Below are 18,889 nucleotides of genomic sequence, written 5' to 3'. Positions count from 1 at the left end.
TCAAGAGCGGGCGCTGAAACCCTGCCCGTGGTGCGCTGGCCGCGCCGTCATGCGGCGGGACGATGACCCCGGTTATCCATGGTATGTCACGTTCGATCATGCGGATAGCTGCCCGATGTATGCTGTTCCGACTGACTTGTTCCGGTCATTCTCCACGGAAGCGGAGGCCGTTATCGCATGGACCCCGCACGCCACGTGTCCGGCAGTTCAGGACCAGGGATTATGCGATGCGCTGGAGCGGATAGCTGGCAAGAATGACCTGTCGGGCGTTCCCGACGATGAGGTTGAGGCTGCTGCCCGCAATGCTCTCTACGAGTGCGAACTTATTGCCCGTGCAGCCCTTTCCGCTCTCCCCCAGCAAGTAGCGACCGACGAAGGGGATGAATTATCCGAACCCGCCCGTAAGCGGATCGCAGAGGTGGATTTGACGCTGTCCCCGCCCAGCTTCGGCTTTGGGATCGTAGCGCTGGATGACACCCCCACAGCCCAGCCACCCGCAGCAGAAACGAGGCTGGCTTTGGAGGCGCTGCTTGAAAAGCGTGTGCCAAAAGGAATGGACCAATGGGTCCGCGATCTTGCACGGGAGGCGTTTGAACTCGCCACCCTCACGCAACCCGAACCCGCAGCAGAAACGAGGCTGAGGGATAAAAGCGAGGGCGTGGAAGATGCCTAAGCACATTCCCTATCCGATCCCTGACGGTGTAATGGCTTCGTTCTGGTCCAGAGTCCAGATCGGCGGTGAAGATGAATGCTGGCCGTGGACTGGCTCGTGCTCATCGAAAGATGGTCGTGGATTTTTCTCATACCACGGAAACCGTTCAGCACCTCGCATTGCTCTCATCATCAGCAAGGGCCCGCCAACGGATGATGAATATTTCGCCTGCCACGCCTGCGATAACCCGCCCTGTTGCAATCCGAAGCATCTGTGGTGGGGCACCAACCAAGAGAACTCGCAGGATGCATCCGTCAAAGGTCGTCTTCTTTTCAGGACACATTGCCCCAACGGGCACGAACTAAACGAGGCGAACACGCAGGTGAGGTTCGAACGTGGTTGGCGTAGCAGGAATTGCCGCATCTGCTTGGGCATCCGCCGTGAAGCCATCATCCTTAAACGCAAGCTCCGCGCAGCAGGGCTGGACCGAGAGATGACGCCTTTCGAGGCGCTGGCTCAAATCGAACACGCCAGGAGTGTGCTGGTCGCCCGCCATCTGGCGAAGGTCGCCCTGACCGGCTTGAAAGGGATTTCCAATGACTGATGTTTTGAGAAAGGCTCTTGAGCCATTCGCCGCTATCAAGATGGGTGACGATGCAGATTGCAAGACGGAGATTGTTCCGAACGGCTATTCCGACCCAAGGGACTGGCGCAACCACATCAAGCAGGCCCGCGCCGCCCTCACGCAACCCGAACCCGCAGTCCAGCAGGCGACTGACCCGGACGTTATGATCGGGCAATTCATCGCGCAATACAATGAAGGCGCGGCGGGCTGCCTGATGGAAACCGACGACGCCCAGGCGCTCGCCCGCGAGTTCGAACGGATGCAGGGCTTGATCTACTGTCCCGGCGTTCTGCGCTGCGCTAAGTGCGACTTCCGGCTGATAAAGACGACACTGACGCCTGCCGGAGCCTTTGCCAACGAGGAGCCGGATACCTGCCCGAACTGCAACGTGCCGATGTGGCGGGTCACATGGCAGGATGAGACGAAGGAAGCCTACCGAACAGCAGAAAGCCAGATGGATCGCGCCATTGAGGCAGAGAAAGCCCTGCCAGCCCAGCAAGCAGCGGGGGAGGCAGAGGCGGTGGCGTTCCTTTACCAGACCGATCAGGAAGAATGGCTGTCACGCCGTGATGACGACGCTCCCAAGGCTGACTGCGACTTCAAGGTTATCCCCCTCTACGCCACCCCACAGCCGACAGAGACGCAGCGGATCGTTGCGTGGCTGCGGGATCTGTTCGGCAATCACGAAAAGCCGTTCGGACTGGTCGAGGACTATGGCTCGCGCTGGGCACTGAAACATGCCGCCGACGCGATTGAGGCGGGCGAGCATCTAGCGGGGGAGGGGGAATGAACCTCATGAAATGGTGCTTGATCGGGTGCAGCACTGGATGGGTGGCGGCTACCTTGCCGTGGATCGTGAACGGTCGCGCCAATGCCGGTACTGCTCTTGTCGGCGTCGTCCTGATAATCTGGTGGATCACCTATGCCCTGATGCTGGACGCGCCCACTGATGCTTCGAGAGAGGGGGATAAGGCATGAGCGAGGAACTGGAGCCTTGCGCCCATTGCAGGAGCTGCGATGTTGAAGTCGCGCGGTCACTTACTGACGCCTGTATCGTTTGCAACAACTGCGGATGCCGGACCGGCTTCGTCTATCTGGGCGCGGATGATGCGGCCAACGCGGCGAAGATCAGAGAAGCGGTGACCATCTGGAACACCCGCACCCCACCACCCCCATCCCTGCATCGTGAGCCGATAGAGGCTGACCGGGAGGCGGATTACACGGCGGCCGAAATCGAGTTCATGCAATGCCTGCTCGACCGCTATTCAGAAGGCGGAGGGGCAATCCCCCTGGTTGACGATCACAGATCGTTCATGGCGATCGTTCGCAAACACTATCCAGCCCACCGCCTTGCGTTCTCCACGCCAGCAGCAAGCGATGCGGAGGCTATGGCGAGGGCATTGAAGGCGGCTCACGAAGCCCTGTCCCGCGCCAATGTGACCGCCTATCTCGACATGCCGGAGGACACAGCGGACGTAGTTGCGCGCGCTGTTATTGCCGCCCTCCTTCTACCCAAGGCCGGGGAGATGGAGACGGAAACGGCGTTCGAAATCTGGGAAGATGACCTGATGGTCGCCAGCGCCAGTACCGAGGCAGAGGGGCTGCATTATTTCGCGGTATATTCGCAGGATGGGCCGGTCAAACTGGTCCGCGCTGAAACCGTGCGGCAGGTGATCACCACCCCTTCAACCGAAGGGCGCAAGGGGGAGGATCAGGCAGATGGTTGATGCCTTCATGAGAGACATGTTCGCGGACATGTGGGACGACTTCACGGAATGCGAATATCGACTGATCGAGGATGTGGACGTGTTTCTTGAAAGCGCTGAAGTTCTTGGCTTGGCGGAATTCATTCCCGTTGATGATGATGCTCTGAGAGACCCATTCGCTTCCGAGCGCGGCCTAGAGAAGGGCGGAATGATGTGGTCCCTGACCAAGGCCGGTCAGACGCGATATCACGCCGCCAGGTTTCCCACGCACCCTTGCACCTTGAAAGCCAAGGAGGCGACCGATGGCGAGTGAGCAAATTGCAGAAAACGCAAATTGCCCAACTGGTGCAGAAATTGCACAGGTTGGACGCCAATTCGACGGCGAGGGCCTGACCATCGCCTACATGATGGGCGTTGCCGACGAAAAAGCGAGAGGCCGCGCTGCTGTGGCTGAACTGGTGGAGGTGCTGGACGATCTAGCGGGAACGATAACGGAGGCATGGCCGGGACTGGCTGATCTCCCGCCAATCGCTCGCGCTCAATCGTTGATCTCCCGCCATCAGGCAGGACTAGGGAAGGGGGAAGGCGGCTGATGGGCATGGTCTTCACCGAAATCCTCGCCAAGATCGATCGCGCCGCCGTCAACGGACAGAAGCTGCACCTCGATATCGAACACGTCCGAGCGCTGGCCACGTCTCCGGTGTATGCATCTATCGCCGAGATGAAGGCCAAGGAGTTTGCAGATCTATGGGAAAAGGAACCGGAGCAGGAGGCGACAAGCCCCCGCGCATCCAACTCGGGGAGTTCTGGCTCGAACCCCGCACCGAGCGCGGAGAGTGGGTCATCGCCTGGTACGATGCTGACGCTCGTACACGTCGCCGCCGAAAGACAGGCGTCCGCTACAGCGGAGAAGATCGCCCGCCTCTCGAAGCACAAGAGGCGCTAGCCGACCATTTCGCTGCGCATTCGCGCCCGACCGAGCCGGTATCGATCAAGGACATGGCCGTCGCCACGCTGATCGATATCTGGCTGACCGATCACGTCGCCACGAAGACCGAGGCGCCGATTCGCTACACGACGTCGGTGAAGCACATCCTCCGCTTCTTCGAGCAGGAGCGGAAGCTGGGCCGGGTGGCGTCGTCCGTTATGGTATCGGACGTCAACAAGAAGCTGGTCGACCGCTTCATCAAGTTCCGCAAGGCCGAGGGCGTCGGCGGCTGGACGATCAACCGCGATCTCAAAGCCCTGCGCGGCGCGCTTAATCATGGCTGGAAGAATGAACTGATCGAATCGGCGCCGTTCGTCCATGATGTCGAGGCGCGCGACAAGGCGAAGCCCCGCGATCTCGTCTATACGCCCGAGCGCGTTGCGGCGCTGCTGGAGGCGGCGGCCAGTCGGGAAGATCGCAAGCACCTGCTGCTCTATATCCTGATCGCGCTCAGCACCTGCGGGCGCTCCTGGGCAATCCTCGATCTCGACAGCTCGCAGATCCGCGACGGGCGCATCCACTTCCTGGCCGACGATCGCAGCCAAACCAAGAAGCGCCGCTCCATCGTGCCGATCGCGCCGACGCTGGCACCGTGGCTGGAGGGCATCAAGGGCAAGGTGATCGTGTCGCGCAAGCCCAAGGCGGAACGCAACTGGGCCGACCCGGCCGTCCCTGAGTTTTTCGAATATCCCTGCTACGACCTGGGCGATTCGTTCGAGAAGTGCCTGATCGAGGCCGGCATCTGCCGCGAGGTTTTCGACGACGAGGGCAATCAGGTCTTCCTGCCGGCGCGCAAGAAGCTGGGCGAGACGCAGCCGCGGCCGAAGCTCAAGGGGCTGGGGACGCCGAACACGCTGCGGCACACCGCCATCACGGAAATGCACCGCCGGGGCGTGCCCGAGGCGCAGATCGATGCGGCGGCAGGTCACGTCGGCGAAGGCACCGGAAAGCGCAATTACAGGCACGTCAGGCCCGACTATCTGGCCGAGTTCATCGCGGGTGTGGAGGCCTATTGGGCCGAGATTTCACGCTACACCGAAGTGCACCTGCGGTCCCACGGCGGTCCCAAAATCGCTTCAATCGCTACCGCTCGGGCCAAGGCCCGGACCAAAACAAAGGAATAACAATGCTTTGTAATGGCGCACCCAAGAGGATTCGAACCTCTGGCCTTTGCCTTCGGAGGGCAACGCTCTATCCAGCTGAGCTATGGGTGCGTATTGCTGGTACGAAGGGGCGCTTAGCAAAGCCCAATCGCTCACGCCAGCATCTAAATCGCCTCAGGCCAAAGTTATTTCGCCATTTTCTCCATTGGCTGGAATTTTCCCAGGCCGCAGCTTGGTCCCCGCTGAAGGCCGCCAGTCTGATAGAGCACGGTGATGATGTCCACCGAGCAGAGCTGGGACAGGCTGGTCTTGTACATGAACCGTTTCTCGGAACCCAGGCTTGGGCAGCTCATGGGCAGGGTGTTTCGATAGACCTTGTTGCCGTTCATGATGAAGTCGATGGTCCGGTCGTCGCGAACCTCGGTGGAGCGGATCGCGGTCAGTTGGACGCAGTCGACCGCCTTTCCTGCAGGAACCAGGTTGTCGGGAGCTTTGCGGGCGAGTGCAGGGCCTGCGACGCAGACGAGCGCCGCCGCCAGGGCGAGTTTGCGGATGAGGGGGGCAGACATATCGTCTCTCCTGTTGACTGTCTGGATGACGTCGCGGAAACGCATCATCCGTCCTGTCGCTCCTTCTACCGCGCGGCGCCTGAACCGCACAATAATCAAGGATTGGCGTCGGGCGCGGGCGTCTTGGGCTTGAAACGGCAGAGATCGGCCACGATGCAGCGCCAGCATTCGGGTTTCCGAGCCTTGCAGACATAGCGGCCGTGCAGGATCAACCAGTGGTGGGCATCGCGGCGGAAGGGGCCGGGAACCCGCTTTTCGAGCTTCAGCTCGACGGCGAGCGGCGTCTTGCCCGGTGCCAGGCCAGTGCGGTTGCCGACGCGGAAGATATGGGTGTCGACCGCGAACGCCTCCTGCCCGAAGGCGGTGTTGACCACGACATTGGCGGTCTTGCGCCCGACGCCGGGCAGGGTGGTCAGGACGTCGCGGTCGTGCGGCACCTCTCCCCCGAAATCGCGCACCAGGATTTCGGACAGGGCGATGACGTTTTTCGCCTTGGCGTTGAACAGGCCGATCGTCTTGATATGCTGCTTCAGGCCCTCCTCGCCCAGGTCCACCATCTCCTGCGGTGTGTGGACCTGGCGGAAGAGTACACGCGTCGCCTTGTTGACGCCCACGTCCGTCGCCTGCGCGGAAAGGACGACAGCGACCAGCAACTGATAGTCATTGCCATATTCCAGCTCCGTTCTGGGCGCTGGATTGGTTTCAGCGAGGCGGCTGAAAAAATCGAAGATCTGCTCCTTCTTCATCGGCGCTTACAAACCCAGCACGCCCTTCATGTCATAGCGTCCCGTGGGCCGGCCGATCAGCCATTGCGCGCCCTTCACCGCGCCCCTGGCGAAGATGGTGCGGCTTTCGGCGCGATGACCGATTTCGATCCGCTCGCCCTCTGTCGCCAGGATGACCTGATGATCACCCGCCACCGAACCGCCGCGTAACGCAGCAAAGCCGATCGCGCCCCTTGCACGTGCTCCCGTAATGCCGTCACGACCGCGCTCGCTATGATCCGCCAGAGCAATGCCGCGTCCTCGCGCCGCAGCCTCGCCCAGAAGCAGGGCAGTGCCGGACGGTGCGTCGACCTTGTGGCGGTGATGCATTTCCACAATTTCTATGTCCCAATCGTCGCCCAGGCGCGCCGCCGCCTGTTCCACCAGCGCCGCCAGCAGATTGACGCCCAGCGAGGTATTGCCGGTCTGGAGGATCGGAATCTGTGCCGATGCGTCGTCGATCAGCGCATGATGCGCAGGTTCCAGCCCGGTGGTGCCGATTAGGATCGGCTTCTTCGCCGCGATGCAGGCATTCAGATGGGCCGAAAGCGCGGCGGGCACCGAAAAGTCGATCAGCACGTCGCTTTTTTCAGCCAGCGCGATCGGATCGGTGCCGATGGGGATACCGGGAGCCAGTTCACCTTCGCCTTCGCGGTCCGTGCCTCCTGCAACTTCCAGGCCGGACTCCAGCGCGATCTGCGCGATGGCGCGGCCCATGCGCCCTGCCGCTCCGTAAATGCCGATCCGTGTCATCAATCTCATCCCCAATCTGGTCGCACGGCCGATGCCAGAACGGGGTGGCCTTGTCATCCCCGTGCCGCAAAAGCGGCTCCATGGAAATCGGCGAATGCGTTGTAGTGGCGGACAGACTGGGCTCGCGAAATATTGCCGGAACAGCGCTCCATGAGGCATAGGCCCTTCACGCCGCCATCGCACGGGACCATGACATGGACGACATTCGCAACATCGTGATCCTGACTGGAGCGGGGATTTCGGCCGAAAGCGGCCTTGCCACCTTTCGCGGACCCGACGGATTGTGGGAAGGGCATCGGGTCGAGGACGTCTGCACCCCTGAAGCCCTTGAGCGGAACGCCGCCCTGGTGCATCGCTTCTATGATGAGCGGCGAGCCAGGCTGGCCGAGGTGGAGCCCAACGCCGCGCATGAGGCGCTGGCGGCGCTTGATGCGGAATGGCCGGGCGAGTTGCTGATCGTTACCCAGAATGTCGACGATCTGCACGAGCGGGCAGGGGCGCAGCGGCTGGTCCACATGCATGGGAAGTTGCTGTCCGCCCTTTGCGCGGCTTGTGGCAAGGCCATGCGATGGACACATTCCTTGCCGCCGGGATCGATTTGTGATGGGTGCGGCAGTCGAGCGTTGCGGCCCGATATCGTGTTCTTCGGAGAAATGCCGTACCAAATGGATCTGATCGACGACGCACTGCGACAAGCCGACCTGTTCGTTTCGGTCGGCACTTCCGGAGCGGTCTATCCGGCTGCCGGATTCGTGCAGACCGCGCGCCATGTGGGCGCCCGGACGCTCGAGTTGAACCTGGAGCCGTCGGCCGGCAGCTTTTATTTCGAGGAAAGCCGGATGGGCGCTGCGAGCGTCCTGGTGCCTGCGCTGGTGCGCGAACTGCTGGCTTGATCCGGAGCGATTGGGCCGCCGCGCATGGTCCGAAGATTCGCGCCCTTATTTGTTGGCGCCATCCGCCGCAATGTCTTCCTCGTCCTGATACAGCAGCATGACGGAGCCGTCCTGACCGTCGACCACGCGGATCGGCAGGCTCGATCGGAGTGCCGAGAGGAATGCCTTGCTGTCGGTGATGCGGAAGCGTCCGCCGACGCGGAGAGAGGAAACCCGCGTGTCGCCTATCAGGATCGGCGCCACGCGGTAGCGGTTGAATTCGTTGGCCGCCTGTTCGATCGTCTCTCCGTCCAGTTCCACCATATGCTCGCGCCAGGCAGTGCGCTGATCGATCAGACGCGGATGCAGATGGGTGAGCGATACGCTGCGCGGCTGGATCACGGCACCGCTTCCGGCGCTGATCTGCTGGCCCGGCGTGTTGCCCGTATAGGCCGTGACAGTGCCTTGCGTGACTGTCAGTTCCACCACCGCCGGACGAAGCCGCACGTTGAAGGCCGTGCCCACGGCTCTGATGACGGCGGAACGGACCTCCACGTCGAAGGGACGGGAACGGTCGTGTGAGACGTCGAAAGAAGCTTCGCCTTTCAATATGCGGACCTTGCGACCACGGTCGGTGAAACGCACTTCGGCGGCGCTGTCGCTGTTGAGGTGCAGGGTAGAGCCATCGTTGAGCGCGATGTCGCTGATCTGCCCTATCCTTGTTTCATAATGGTCCACGCCGCTGAATGTGCGAATAGTGACGATGGCGGCAATGATGAACAGCATCACCGCAATGGCGGCGGCGACCATGATGTTGCGCGAGAGGCGGCGCTGCTGCTCCTCGCTGACAATGGCCTCCAGCGGGGGCAGGTTGACTTCGGCGGCGGCGCTCTTCAGTCGCTCGGCCGCCTCCCAGGCGGCTTCGGCGCGGGCGAATGCCACGGCGTGGCGGGCATCGGCTGCGATCCAGCGGCAGACTTCAATTTCGGTTTCGGTTCCGTGGGCGCTGTTAAGCCTTGCCAGCAGGCGCGCGGCTTCCGCCTCGATCTCGTCCCTGCTTTCGCAGCTCGATTCTGGTCCCGACGCCCGCACGTTCGAAATCCGTTTCCTCACGTTCCGCCCAGGCCCGCATAACTATTGTGATCGCTTTGGCCAGATGTTTTTCAACAGTAGAAACGGACAGGGACATTTCGCCCGCTATTTCCAGCATCGATTTTTCGTGGATGCGGCGGAGAATGAAGACCCGGCGGCATTGCGGGGGAAGCGCGTCGACCATCGCCTCGACCTGGCGCAGGGCTTCACGGGCGTGGAGTTGCGCTTCCACATCATTTTGGCCCTGCAGCAGCTCCAGATCGGCGATGGTTTCGAAACTCACCACCTTGTTCCGCCGGGCCGTATCGATCACCAGATTGCGGGCAATGGTGAAAAGATAGGCGCGACCCGTGGTCACATTTTCCCAGTTGTCGGTAGCGTAGGCGCGGGCAAGAACCTCCGCGACCATATCCTCCAGTTCCTGATTGGCGGGCAGGATCCTCCGGAGACGCCCCCTGAGAGCAGCTTCCTGTGGCAGGATCACTGCCTTGAACCATTTCAGCTTAGCGCGAACCCCTTGCACGATGACCCCCTTGTTGTCAGCCGCGCCTCTCCCGCATTCATCTGTTTGTCATAGTTCAATCATGGATGCAGGGGCCTGTCCAGCGCCTGCGCAACCATTATTTCCCTTGTCTGTGGAAAACCCGCCCGCTGTGGCCAAAATATCGGTCAGCCGGGAGGAAGTTCGGGGGGGGTCCGGTCAGGCTGGTCGAAATCGGGACTATCGGGCAGGATTTCGGGCGGCTGGCCGGCCGGCGTCTCTTGCGGCGCGTCGGGGGCGGGGGCTTCGGGCGGCGATTGGGGGTTGATCCGGTCGGGGGGCGGCAATATGTCCGGCGCAGTATCGGGTCTGGTGGCCATCGTTTTTCTCCTTGGCATGGCTACGCGCGGGCGTGCAAATGGGTTCCGTTTGGACTTATCCACCGGTTATCCACAGGCTGGACCGCTTGCCCTTGCTTCATGGGCAGCTTTTCTCTATGCCGCGCCGACCGGCGACCGATGCGGGCGTGGCGAAATTGGTAGACGCGCCAGATTTAGGTTCTGGTATCGCAAGATGTGGGGGTTCGAGTCCCTTCGCCCGCACCAGTGCGCCAGACTCATGGATGCGCAGGCGCCAACGAAATTCAGCTGAAGAAAGCGTTTGAGAGAAGAGATGCAGACTGTCGAGACGTTGAACGAGGGCCTGAAGCGCGCCTACACCGTGACCATCACGTCGAAGGATATCGACGCCCGCGTGGAAAAGGAAGTGGCCGCCATCGCGCCGCAGGTGCGCATGCCCGGCTTCCGCCCCGGCAAGGTGCCCGCCAATCTCGTCAAGAAGATGCACGGCGAGTCGTTGCAGCGTGACGCGCTCAACAGCTCCATCCAGGACAGCATCCAGAAGCTGATCGCTGACCAGAAGCTGCGCCCCGCGATGCAGCCTTCGGTCGAGCTGGACGAGAATTTCGAGTTCGGCAAGGACGCCGAGGTCAAGGTCGCTCTGGAAGTGCTGCCTGAAATTACCGCGCCGAGCATCGAAGGTCTGAAGCTGGAGCGTCTGACCGCCGAAGTCGCCGACGCGCAGGTCGATGAGGCCGCCGGCCGCATCGCGACCCAGCAGGGCGCTCTGGAAGAGCATTCCGCCAGCCACAAGGCCAAGGATGGCGACACGCTGACCATCGATTTCGTCGGCAAGATCGGCGACGAAGCCTTTGAAGGCGGTTCGGCCGAGGATGTGAAGCTGAAGATCGGTTCGGGCCAGTTCATCCCGGGCTTCGAGGAGCAGCTGACCGGCGTCAAGAAGGGCGACGAGAAGACCATCACCGTCACCTTCCCCGAAGATTATGGCGCTGCGCACCTTGCGGGCAAGGAAGCGACCTTCGACATCACCGTCAAGGCGATCCTGAACGCTGACAAACCCAAGCTGGACGATGATTTCGCCAAGTCGCTGGGACTGGAAGGTCTGGACAAGCTCAAGGAGCTGCTGAAGGGCCAGATCGAGCAGGAACATAACGGCCTGACCCGTACCTATATGAAGCGCAAGTTGCTCGACCAGTTGGCCGCTTCGCATGATTTCGACGTGCCGCCCAGCATGGTCGAGGCCGAATTCAACCAGATCTGGGCCCAGCTTCAGCATGAAGCGAGCCATGAGGAAGATCCCGAAGCGGCCCTCAAGGAAATGGAAGCGGAGAAGGAAGACTATCGCGCCATCGCGGTGCGTCGCGTCCGCCTCGGCCTGCTTCTTTCGGAAATCGGCCAGGCCAATGGCGTGGTCGTCAGCGAGCAGGAAATGAATCGCCTGATCATGCAGGCGGCGCAGCAGTACGGCCCGCAGGATCGCGAGCGTTTTGTCCAATATGTCCGTCAGGACCCGATGGCCGCCGCGCAGCTTCGCGCGCCGCTCTATGAGGACAAGGTCGTCGATTTCCTCTTCGAAAAGGCTGAAATCACTGATCGTGCCGTCAGCCGCGAGGAACTGGAAGCAGCGATCGAGGCGGAGGATGGCGATCTGAAGCCGCATGTCCATGGTCCGGACTGTGGCCATGATCACGATCATGACGAGAAGCCCAAGGCGAAGAAGGCTGCACCGAAGAAGAAGGCTGCCGATGCCGAGGCCGCGGCGCCCGTAGAGGCTGCTGCCGAAGAGGCTCCCGCCAAGAAGGCGCCGGCGAAGAAGGCCGCTGCCAAGAAGGATGAGGCCGTCGCTGAAGAGGCCGCAGCCGAGGAAAAGCCCAAGGCCAAGAAGGCTCCGGCCAAGAAGGCCGCCGCCAAGGCTGAGTGAGCTCTGCCGATATGGATGGACAAGCGCCCGGCTTCGCAAGGAAGCCCGGGCGCTTTTCATTTCGGACGCGGCATGGCAGAGGAAATCCCAAGCGGTTCCGCCATCTCCGCGAAGATGGGGCAAGTCGCCTTTGCGAGAGCATGGATCGTCTCTGGGCAATGTGCGGGGCAAGAAGGTTTGTGGGGCGATGAAGGAATTTCCGGCAGCAGGAAGCGAAGCGGGCGTAGCCATGCCGCGGGTCGCGGTCATCCTGCCCTGTTATAACGAGGCCGGCGCCATTGTTCGGACGGTGGAGGATTTCCGCCAGGCGCTCCCTTCTGCCGAGGTTTATGTCTTCGACAACAACAGCACGGACAGCAGTCGCGAACTGGCGGCGGGGGCAGGGGCGATCGTCCGGCGCGTGGCGCAGCAGGGCAAGGGCCATGTGGTCCGGCGCATGTTCGCGGATGTGGACGCCGACATCTACATCATGGCTGATGGCGACGCGACCTATGAAGCGGCTGCCGCGCCGAAGATGGTGGCGGCAATGCTCGAAGACAATCTCGACATGGTCGTGGGAGCAAGGCGCAGTGAGATTGAGGAGGCCTATCGGCGCGGGCACCGCTTCGGCAACTGGGCGCTCACCAGCCTGCTCAAGCGGCTGTTCGGGCGGAGTTTTACCGACATATTGTCCGGATATCGCGTCTTTTCCCGGCGGTTCGTCAAGAGCTTTCCTGTCCTTTCCGCCGGTTTCGAGATCGAGACGGAGATCAGCGTGCACGCGCTGGAACTCGCCATGCCGGTGTCGGAGGTGGTCACGGCCTATGGCGCGCGGCCGGAAGGATCGGTGAGCAAGCTCAGTACATATCGGGACGGCTGGCGCATTTTGCGGACGATCATCACGCTCTATCGCATCGAACGGCCAATCCTCTTCTTTGGCATCATCGCCGCGCTGCTGGCATTGACAGGGCTGGTCCTCGCGGCCCCGCTGATCGTCACCTATATGAAGACGGGGCTTGTGCCGCGCTTCCCGACCGCCATATTGGTGACGGGCCTCATGATCCTCGCCACGCTTTCGGGCATGTGCGGCCTCATATTGGATACGGTGGTGCGCGGCCGTCGAGAGATTCGCCGGCTTGCCTATCTCGCCTTCAAGGCGCCTTCCGACTTCGCCCGGCGCGACTGATTGCGCCCCGTTCAGCCAAGCAATCCGACCGCGTTTCACGCGACCCCTTGAACAGTCCGTCTTTTGTGCCGATGTAGAGCACGGGCAAAAGCAACACACCCTGAAAGAGCAAAATGACCGATATCATGTCCGATCCCATGGCCGCTCTGGTCCCCATCGTCATCGAACAATCGAACCGGGGCGAGCGCAGCTTCGACATCTATTCGCGCCTCCTCCGCGAGCGGATCATCTTCGTGACCGGGCAGGTCGAGGATCATATGGCCTCGCTGATCGTCGCTCAGTTGCTGTTCCTTGAGTCGGAAAATCCGAAGAAGGACATCTGGATGTACATCAACTCGCCCGGCGGCGTGGTGACGTCCGGCATGGCGATCCACGACACGATGAAATATATCCGTCCCCAGGTCGGTACCGTCTGCATCGGCCAGGCGGCCTCCATGGGCAGTTTCCTGCTTGCCGCTGGCGAGCCGGGCAAGCGCATCGCGCTTAGCAACGCCCGCATCATGGTGCACCAGCCATCGGGCGGCGCCCAGGGCATGGCGTCCGACATCGAGATTCAGGCAAAGGAAATCCTGCGCATCCGCAGCCGTCTCAACAACCTCTACGTCCAATATACGGGGCGTTCGCTGGAGGAAGTGGAGCGCGCCATGGACCGTGACACCTTCCTGGAGGCAGAAGAGGCCAAGGCGTTCGGGCTCGTGGACGAGGTGTTCGACCGCCGCCCGGCGTTGGCGGAAACTGCCGAGGGCTAAACCCATATTTGCCGCACGCGCCCTTTTCTCCCCTTGTGAAACGGGCGCGTCGCGGTCTAGGATGATCCTAGGACCACCATATCCCTCACCACAGGCGGCAGTTCGCCTGGCAGAGGGAAGAGAGAATGGCGAATGACTAAGCTTACGGGCTCCGATTCTAAAAGCACGCTTTACTGCTCCTTCTGCGGCAAGTCGCAGCATGAGGTGCGTAAGCTGATTGCGGGGCCGACCGTGTTCATCTGCGATGAGTGCGTGGAACTGTGCAACGACATCATCCGCGAGGAAACCAAGGGCGGTCTCGTCGGCAAGAAGGATGGCGGCGTGCCGACCCCGCAGGAAATCTGCGATGTGCTGGACGATTATGTGATCGGCCAGAACCGGGCGAAACGCGTCCTCTCCGTCGCTGTTCACAATCATTACAAGCGCCTCAACCACGGCACGAAGCCGGGTGAGGTGGAACTGGCCAAGTCGAATATCCTGCTTGTCGGCCCTACCGGCTGCGGCAAGACGCTGCTGGCCCAGACCCTGGCCAAGACATTTGACGTGCCCTTCACCATGGCTGACGCCACCACGCTGACTGAAGCCGGCTATGTGGGCGAGGATGTGGAGAACATCATCCTCAAGCTGCTCCAGGCATCCGACTATAATGTCGAGAAGGCGCAGCGGGGCATCGTCTATATCGACGAGATCGACAAGATCAGCCGGAAGGCGGAGAACCCCTCGATCACGCGCGACGTGTCGGGCGAAGGTGTGCAGCAGGCGCTGTTGAAGCTGATGGAAGGCACGACTGCCTCGGTTCCGCCGCAGGGCGGCCGCAAGCATCCGCAGCAGGAATTCCTGCAGGTCGACACTACGAACATCCTGTTCATCTGCGGCGGGGCGTTCGCAGGCCTGGAAAAGATCATCGGCGACCGTCTGGAAGCCAAGTCGATCGGCTTCGGTGCCCATGTCGCTGCTCCCGAAGAACGCAAGACCGGGGAATTGCTGCGTCAGAGCGAACCGGAGGATCTGCTGAAATTCGGCCTCATCCCGGAGTTTGTCGGCCGTCTGCCTGTGATCGCGACGCTGGAGGATCTGGATGTGGCCGCGCTGGTCAAGATCCTGGTCGAGCCGAAAAATGCTTTGGTGAAGCAATATGCCAAGCTTTTCGACATGGAGAATGTCGAACTCAGCTTCACCGACGATGCTTTGACCGCGATCGCCAGAAAGGCGATCGAGCGGAAGACCGGTGCGCGCGGACTGCGGTCCATTCTTGAGGCGATCCTGCTCGACACGATGTTCGACCTGCCCTCGATGGAAGGCGTGGGCGAAGTGGTGGTCGACAAGGATGTGGTCGCCGGCAATAAGGAACCGATTCGCGTATTCAGCGAGAAGGACAAAAGGGCCGAAGACGCGGCCTGAATCCAACCTTCAGGAATTGAAATTTGGGGGTCGGCGATGTTTCGCCGGCCCCTTTTTCATAAACTTCGACGCGGTCGCACAAAAAATCCTGCTGCGTTGCAAAACTGCACCACTGTTAAACAGCGAAATTGGCCGCAATTATAATCATTTGAAAACAATGAGTTATGTAAAAGGCGGAAAGTCCCTTGAACCCGCTTTCTGGCGATACGCGGCTGCGGTCATCCTGATGCTATTATATTGTCGTAAAACTGTAATCAGAGCATCACAGGGCCGTTGCTATCGGCTGCCACAGGCGGCGCCAGCTCCACAGAGCAAAATAAGAGCTGGCACGATACGCCAACTTCCAAAGGGACAAAAATCATATGAAACAGCTTCTTATGTGTAGCGCAGCGCCTGTCGCTGCCGTCTTTGCCGTGGCTGCGCCTGTCGCTGCACTCGCTCAGTCGACCGGATCGATCGACTTCGAAAATGAGATCGTCGTCACGGGCGCGACCGTCGACAAGGGCGTCGCTGGCGTGCTGCTGCCCGACACCAGCAAGGCCAAGGTCGTGCTGGGCGCGGAGTTCATCCAGGCGCAGACGCCGGGCCAGAGCATCAACGAAGTCATCAACCAGCTGCCGGGCGTCAGCTTCCAGAACAACGATCCTTTCGGTTCGGCTGGCGGTACGCTCACCATTCGCGGTTTCGACGACAGCCGCATCTCGCAGACCTTCGACGGCCTGCCGCTGAACGACACCGGTGGCTATGCGCTTTATTCGAACCAGCAGCTCGACCCGGAAATCATCGATCAGGTAAACGTCAATCTGGGGACCACGGACGTCGACAGCCCGACTGCCGCAGCGACAGGTTCGACCGTCAATTATCGTTCGATTAACCCGAGCGAGGAATTCGGCGCAAAGATGGTCGCTTCGGTCGGCGATTTCAGCTTTTTCCGTCTGTTTGGCATGGTTCAGACCGGCAATTTCACCCCATGGGGCACGCGGGCCTTCTTTTCGGCCAGCCGGGCAAGCAACGACGCCATCTATGGCGGCATCGGCGAGATCAACAAGCAGCAATATAACGCCAAGATCTATCAGCCGATCGGTAGCAACGGTGACTTCATATCGCTCGCCGGTCATTATAATAAGAACCGCAACAATTTCTTTGGCTCGGTGCCGCTGCGTGTCGATGGTGGTCGCGTCGTGGGCAGCTCCAGCGCCAACCGCTTCCCGACCAGCAAGGACGAGCGCTTCTACGAAACCGCGCGTTGCACCATTCCGAACCCGGTCGCGGGCGTGGCAGATGTCGCGAGCGCCTGCGGTTCCGACTATGAATATCGCTACAATCCGTCCGACACGGGCAATATCCGTATCAACTCGCGCTTCACCTTGGCTGATGGCCTGATCCTGACGGTGGATCCGAGCTATCAATATACCAAGGCCAATGGCGGCGGTACGAGCATCGCTTCGGAAGGCCGCACTCCGGTCAGTTCGGGGCTGGCAGGGCAGGTCGGCTTCATTCAGGGCTCTTCGAGCGCCACCCAATATTATTTCGGGCGCGATCTCAACGGCGATGGCGATACGCTGGACACCATCCGCCTTGTGACGCCGAGCCAGACCCAGACGCATCGCTATGGCCTGATCGCATCGCTACGTTACGACATCAACGATCATCACACGATTCGCGTGGCCTACAGCTATGATCGCGGCCGTCATCGCCAGACCGGCGAAGCGGCCTATCTGCGCACCGATGGCTTCGGATCGGAATATTTCGCGATCGACGATCCGATCGCGGACGTGAACGGCAATCTGGTCGAGAAGCGCAATCGCCTCTCTTATGCAATCCTGCATCAGGTTTCGGGCGAATATCGCGGCGAATTCGATGCGCTGACCGTGAATCTTGGTCTGCGTGCACCTTTCTTCAAGCGCGACCTCAACAATTATTGCTTTACCGCGACGGCGGGCGGCAATCTGCGGTGCTTTGGCGACGATGCAGCGTCGGTTGCCTATGCGGCGGCCAATCCGACCATTCAGGGGCCGCAGCGGCGCGTCTTCAAATATGACAAGCTGTTACCGAACGCAGGCATCGTGTTCGATCTGAGCGGGGCTGCCAGCCTGTTCGCCAACTATTCGAAGGGTTTGCAGGTGCCGGGTACGGACAATCTGTACAACAGCTTCTTCTATGCTCTCGATACCGAAGGGGCTAATCCCAGCCCGGAAACCACCGACAATTTCGATCTGGGTGTCCGTTACCGCACCAGCAAATTGCAGGCGCAACTGTCGGGTTGGTACACCATCTACCATAACCGTCTGGCGCAGGCCTATGATCGTGATCTCAACGTCACCATCTACCGCAATCTGGGCCGGGTCGACAAATATGGCGTTGATGGGAGCGTGACCTATCAGCCGATTCCGGAACTGATGTTCTACGCCTTCGGCTCTTACCTCAAGTCCGAGATCAAGGACGATGTCCAGCTGAATGCCACTACGGTCGGCCAGACGGCGGGCAAGCGGGAATCGGGTGCGCCGGTCTATACATTGGGCGGCCGTGTGCAGGGTGAGGTCGAGGGCTTCCGGCTGGGCGTCCAGGCGAAGCGCACCGGTCCGCGTTATGTGAACGACCAGAATCTGCCGGTATATCAGACGATCAACGGGGCCTTGACCCAGGTCTATGGCGCCAAGGCCCCGGCCTATACGGTGGTCGATCTGGACGCACGCTATTCGCTGGAAAAATTCGGGGCACCGGGTGTGGCGATCCAGCTGAACATCACCAACCTGTTCGACAAATTCTATGTCGGTGGTTTTGATGGCACCCTGTCCAACACTAGCATCACCTTCGCGCAGATCGGTGCGCCGCGCACCTTCATTGGGTCTGTGGTCGTCGGTTTTTAAACCAGCGTCACAGTAGGGATATGGGAGGGCGCGGAGTGATCCGCGCCCTCTTCATTTCAGGCAGCTATCCAGCCCGTCACGCTGCACGATGCCGATGCGGGCGGAAATGCTGTTGCCGTAGCGGCGGGTGAAGCCGTGCGGGTCGATGGCTTCGCGCTTCTTGGGAAGCGGCAGGACGGCGGCCAGGCGGGCGGCTTCGGGGCGGGTCAGATGCTGGGCGCCATGGTGGAAATAGCGGATGGCACCCGCCTGCGCGCCATATGTGCCGATGCCGGTTTCCGCGACGTTGAGATAGACTTCCATGATCCGCCGCTTGCCCCAGATCGCTTCGATGAGGAGGGTGAACCAGGCTTCCAGCCCCTTGCGGATGAAACCGCCGCCCTGGAAAAGAAACACATTCTTTGCCGTCTGTTGGCTGATGGTCGAGCCGCCGCGTATGCGCCCGCCGCTGGCATTGTGGCGCATCGCCTGGGCAATGGCGACCGCGTCGAAGCCGTGATGGCTGCAAAAGCGGCTATCCTCTGCGGCGATGGCGGCGCGCGCCATGTTCGGATCCATCTTGTCCAGGCTCATCCAGTCCTTGGTGATGCCGTTGGGGTCCAGCAGCATTGTCCAGGTCACGGGCGGGGGGATGAAGCGATAGATCACCACCATCAGCAGTGAGAGTGCGACGAAACCACCGACGATCTTGAGGATGATCCGGATCCAGCGGGAGCGGCGGCGAGGGGAAGCGGACTTGGAGTTCATATTGCCGTGGTAACGCCGTTGCGCGGCGGTGCAAGATGGAGCGGGATGGCTCGCAATTGCACCATGAGGGAA

The 18,889-nt window shown here is 61.0% G+C and carries 22 protein-coding genes and 2 tRNA genes; 16 read left to right on the top strand and 8 right to left on the bottom strand.

Annotation, left to right across the window (positions count from 1 at the left end; all coding sequences use genetic code 11):
- Positions 1–49: 49 nt before the first annotated feature.
- Genes MRBLMC3_RS03915 through MRBLMC3_RS03875 form a run of 9 tightly spaced genes read left to right on the top strand, consistent with a single transcriptional unit; the run spans position 50 to position 5,095 of the window.
- Complete coding sequence (locus MRBLMC3_RS03915) at positions 50–673, top strand: hypothetical protein (protein ID WP_363825947.1); 624 nt, start codon at positions 50–52, stop codon at positions 671–673.
- Positions 666–1,256: an HNH endonuclease gene (locus MRBLMC3_RS03910; protein ID WP_363825944.1), complete on the top strand. Its 591-nt coding sequence runs from the start codon at positions 666–668 to the stop codon at positions 1,254–1,256. The genes MRBLMC3_RS03915 and MRBLMC3_RS03910 overlap by 8 nt, the downstream gene beginning before the upstream one ends.
- Entirely contained in the window at positions 1,249–2,067 is an 819-nt protein-coding gene (locus tag MRBLMC3_RS03905) for a hypothetical protein (RefSeq protein ID WP_363825942.1), read from the top strand. The genes MRBLMC3_RS03910 and MRBLMC3_RS03905 overlap by 8 nt, the downstream gene beginning before the upstream one ends.
- Positions 2,064–2,255, top strand: coding sequence for a hypothetical protein (locus tag MRBLMC3_RS03900; RefSeq protein ID WP_363825940.1), 192 nt, complete (start codon positions 2,064–2,066; stop codon positions 2,253–2,255). Before MRBLMC3_RS03905 ends, MRBLMC3_RS03900 begins: the two co-directional genes overlap by 4 nt.
- Positions 2,252–3,004 (top strand): hypothetical protein, encoded by a 753-nt coding sequence (locus MRBLMC3_RS03895; RefSeq protein ID WP_363825937.1) that lies wholly within the window; start codon positions 2,252–2,254, stop codon positions 3,002–3,004. The genes MRBLMC3_RS03900 and MRBLMC3_RS03895 overlap by 4 nt, the downstream gene beginning before the upstream one ends.
- A complete protein-coding gene (locus MRBLMC3_RS03890) occupies positions 2,997–3,296 on the top strand; it encodes a hypothetical protein (RefSeq protein WP_363825935.1) in 300 nt (99 codons plus the stop codon). Before MRBLMC3_RS03895 ends, MRBLMC3_RS03890 begins: the two co-directional genes overlap by 8 nt.
- On the top strand, positions 3,286–3,576 hold the full coding sequence (locus tag MRBLMC3_RS03885; RefSeq protein ID WP_363825932.1) for a hypothetical protein: 291 nt from the start codon (positions 3,286–3,288) through the stop codon (positions 3,574–3,576). Before MRBLMC3_RS03890 ends, MRBLMC3_RS03885 begins: the two co-directional genes overlap by 11 nt.
- The gene (locus tag MRBLMC3_RS03880) at positions 3,576–3,929 is read left to right on the top strand and encodes a hypothetical protein (RefSeq protein ID WP_363825929.1); all 354 of its coding nucleotides are present in this window, start codon (positions 3,576–3,578) and stop codon (positions 3,927–3,929) included. The genes MRBLMC3_RS03885 and MRBLMC3_RS03880 overlap by 1 nt, the downstream gene beginning before the upstream one ends.
- Before the next feature lie 53 nt (positions 3,930–3,982).
- Positions 3,983–5,095, top strand: a complete 1,113-nt coding sequence (locus tag MRBLMC3_RS03875) for a tyrosine-type recombinase/integrase (protein WP_363825926.1) — start codon at positions 3,983–3,985, stop codon at positions 5,093–5,095.
- Positions 5,096–5,108: 13 nt separating this feature from the next.
- Here the strand turns inward: MRBLMC3_RS03875 and MRBLMC3_RS03870 are convergent.
- The 4 genes from MRBLMC3_RS03870 to dapB all read right to left on the bottom strand — a co-directional run bounded on the left by MRBLMC3_RS03870 (position 5,109) and on the right by dapB (position 7,160).
- Positions 5,109–5,185: transfer RNA gene (locus MRBLMC3_RS03870), tRNA-Arg, on the bottom strand.
- A gap of 74 nt (positions 5,186–5,259) precedes the next feature.
- The gene (locus MRBLMC3_RS03865) at positions 5,260–5,643 is read right to left on the bottom strand and encodes a hypothetical protein (RefSeq protein ID WP_414714617.1); all 384 of its coding nucleotides are present in this window, start codon (positions 5,641–5,643) and stop codon (positions 5,260–5,262) included.
- Positions 5,644–5,738: 95 nt separating this feature from the next.
- The gene (gene nth / locus MRBLMC3_RS03860) at positions 5,739–6,389 is read right to left on the bottom strand and encodes an endonuclease III (RefSeq protein WP_363825924.1); all 651 of its coding nucleotides are present in this window, start codon (positions 6,387–6,389) and stop codon (positions 5,739–5,741) included.
- Positions 6,390–6,395: 6 nt separating this feature from the next.
- Positions 6,396–7,160 carry a 4-hydroxy-tetrahydrodipicolinate reductase gene (dapB, locus tag MRBLMC3_RS03855; RefSeq protein WP_363825921.1) on the bottom strand — a complete coding sequence of 255 codons (765 nt, stop codon included), beginning with the start codon at positions 7,158–7,160 and terminating at the stop codon, positions 6,396–6,398.
- A 194-nt stretch (positions 7,161–7,354) separates the two neighbouring features.
- On the opposite strand from dapB, the gene MRBLMC3_RS03850 reads away from it, so the two are divergent.
- A complete protein-coding gene (locus MRBLMC3_RS03850; RefSeq protein WP_363825919.1) occupies positions 7,355–8,053 on the top strand; it encodes an NAD-dependent deacylase in 699 nt (232 codons plus the stop codon).
- A 45-nt stretch (positions 8,054–8,098) separates the two neighbouring features.
- Here the strand turns inward: MRBLMC3_RS03850 and MRBLMC3_RS03845 are convergent, their stop codons facing one another.
- The 3 genes from MRBLMC3_RS03845 to MRBLMC3_RS03835 all read right to left on the bottom strand — a co-directional run bounded on the left by MRBLMC3_RS03845 (position 8,099) and on the right by MRBLMC3_RS03835 (position 9,985).
- Entirely contained in the window at positions 8,099–9,124 is a 1,026-nt protein-coding gene (locus MRBLMC3_RS03845) for a FecR family protein (RefSeq protein ID WP_363825917.1), read from the bottom strand.
- The gene (locus tag MRBLMC3_RS03840) at positions 9,042–9,647 is read right to left on the bottom strand and encodes an RNA polymerase sigma factor (RefSeq protein ID WP_363825914.1); all 606 of its coding nucleotides are present in this window, start codon (positions 9,645–9,647) and stop codon (positions 9,042–9,044) included. Before MRBLMC3_RS03840 ends, MRBLMC3_RS03845 begins: the two co-directional genes overlap by 83 nt.
- A 146-nt stretch (positions 9,648–9,793) precedes the next feature.
- Positions 9,794–9,985 carry a hypothetical protein gene (locus MRBLMC3_RS03835; RefSeq protein WP_363734662.1) on the bottom strand — a complete coding sequence of 64 codons (192 nt, stop codon included), beginning with the start codon at positions 9,983–9,985 and terminating at the stop codon, positions 9,794–9,796.
- A gap of 140 nt (positions 9,986–10,125) precedes the next feature.
- On the opposite strand from MRBLMC3_RS03835, the gene MRBLMC3_RS03830 reads away from it, so the two are divergent.
- From MRBLMC3_RS03830 to MRBLMC3_RS03805, 6 genes are all read left to right on the top strand, one after another.
- Positions 10,126–10,210: transfer RNA gene (locus tag MRBLMC3_RS03830), tRNA-Leu, on the top strand.
- Positions 10,211–10,277: 67 nt separating this feature from the next.
- The gene (tig, locus tag MRBLMC3_RS03825; RefSeq protein WP_363734663.1) at positions 10,278–11,885 is read left to right on the top strand and encodes a trigger factor; all 1,608 of its coding nucleotides are present in this window, start codon (positions 10,278–10,280) and stop codon (positions 11,883–11,885) included.
- Between the two features lie 187 nt (positions 11,886–12,072).
- Positions 12,073–13,050, top strand: a complete 978-nt coding sequence (locus MRBLMC3_RS03820; protein ID WP_133652137.1) for a glycosyltransferase family 2 protein — start codon at positions 12,073–12,075, stop codon at positions 13,048–13,050.
- Between the two features lie 113 nt (positions 13,051–13,163).
- Complete coding sequence (gene clpP, locus MRBLMC3_RS03815) at positions 13,164–13,799, top strand: ATP-dependent Clp endopeptidase proteolytic subunit ClpP (protein ID WP_363734664.1); 636 nt, start codon at positions 13,164–13,166, stop codon at positions 13,797–13,799.
- A gap of 132 nt (positions 13,800–13,931) precedes the next feature.
- Complete coding sequence (clpX, locus tag MRBLMC3_RS03810) at positions 13,932–15,200, top strand: ATP-dependent Clp protease ATP-binding subunit ClpX (protein ID WP_176590957.1); 1,269 nt, start codon at positions 13,932–13,934, stop codon at positions 15,198–15,200.
- 362 nt (positions 15,201–15,562) lie between these two features.
- Positions 15,563–18,070 carry a TonB-dependent receptor gene (locus MRBLMC3_RS03805; protein WP_363825912.1) on the top strand — a complete coding sequence of 836 codons (2,508 nt, stop codon included), beginning with the start codon at positions 15,563–15,565 and terminating at the stop codon, positions 18,068–18,070.
- Between the two features lie 51 nt (positions 18,071–18,121).
- Here the strand turns inward: MRBLMC3_RS03805 and mtgA are convergent, their stop codons facing one another.
- Positions 18,122–18,817: a monofunctional biosynthetic peptidoglycan transglycosylase gene (mtgA, locus tag MRBLMC3_RS03800; protein WP_363825910.1), complete on the bottom strand. Its 696-nt coding sequence runs from the start codon at positions 18,815–18,817 to the stop codon at positions 18,122–18,124.
- Positions 18,818–18,889: the final 72 nt, after the last annotated feature.

Origin of the sequence: Sphingobium sp. LMC3-1-1.1, assembly GCF_040676285.1 — a bacterium.
Taxonomy (GTDB): domain Bacteria; phylum Pseudomonadota; class Alphaproteobacteria; order Sphingomonadales; family Sphingomonadaceae; genus Sphingobium.
Note: the sequence above shows the minus strand (reverse complement) of the source record. Positions and strands in the feature narration are given on the sequence as shown.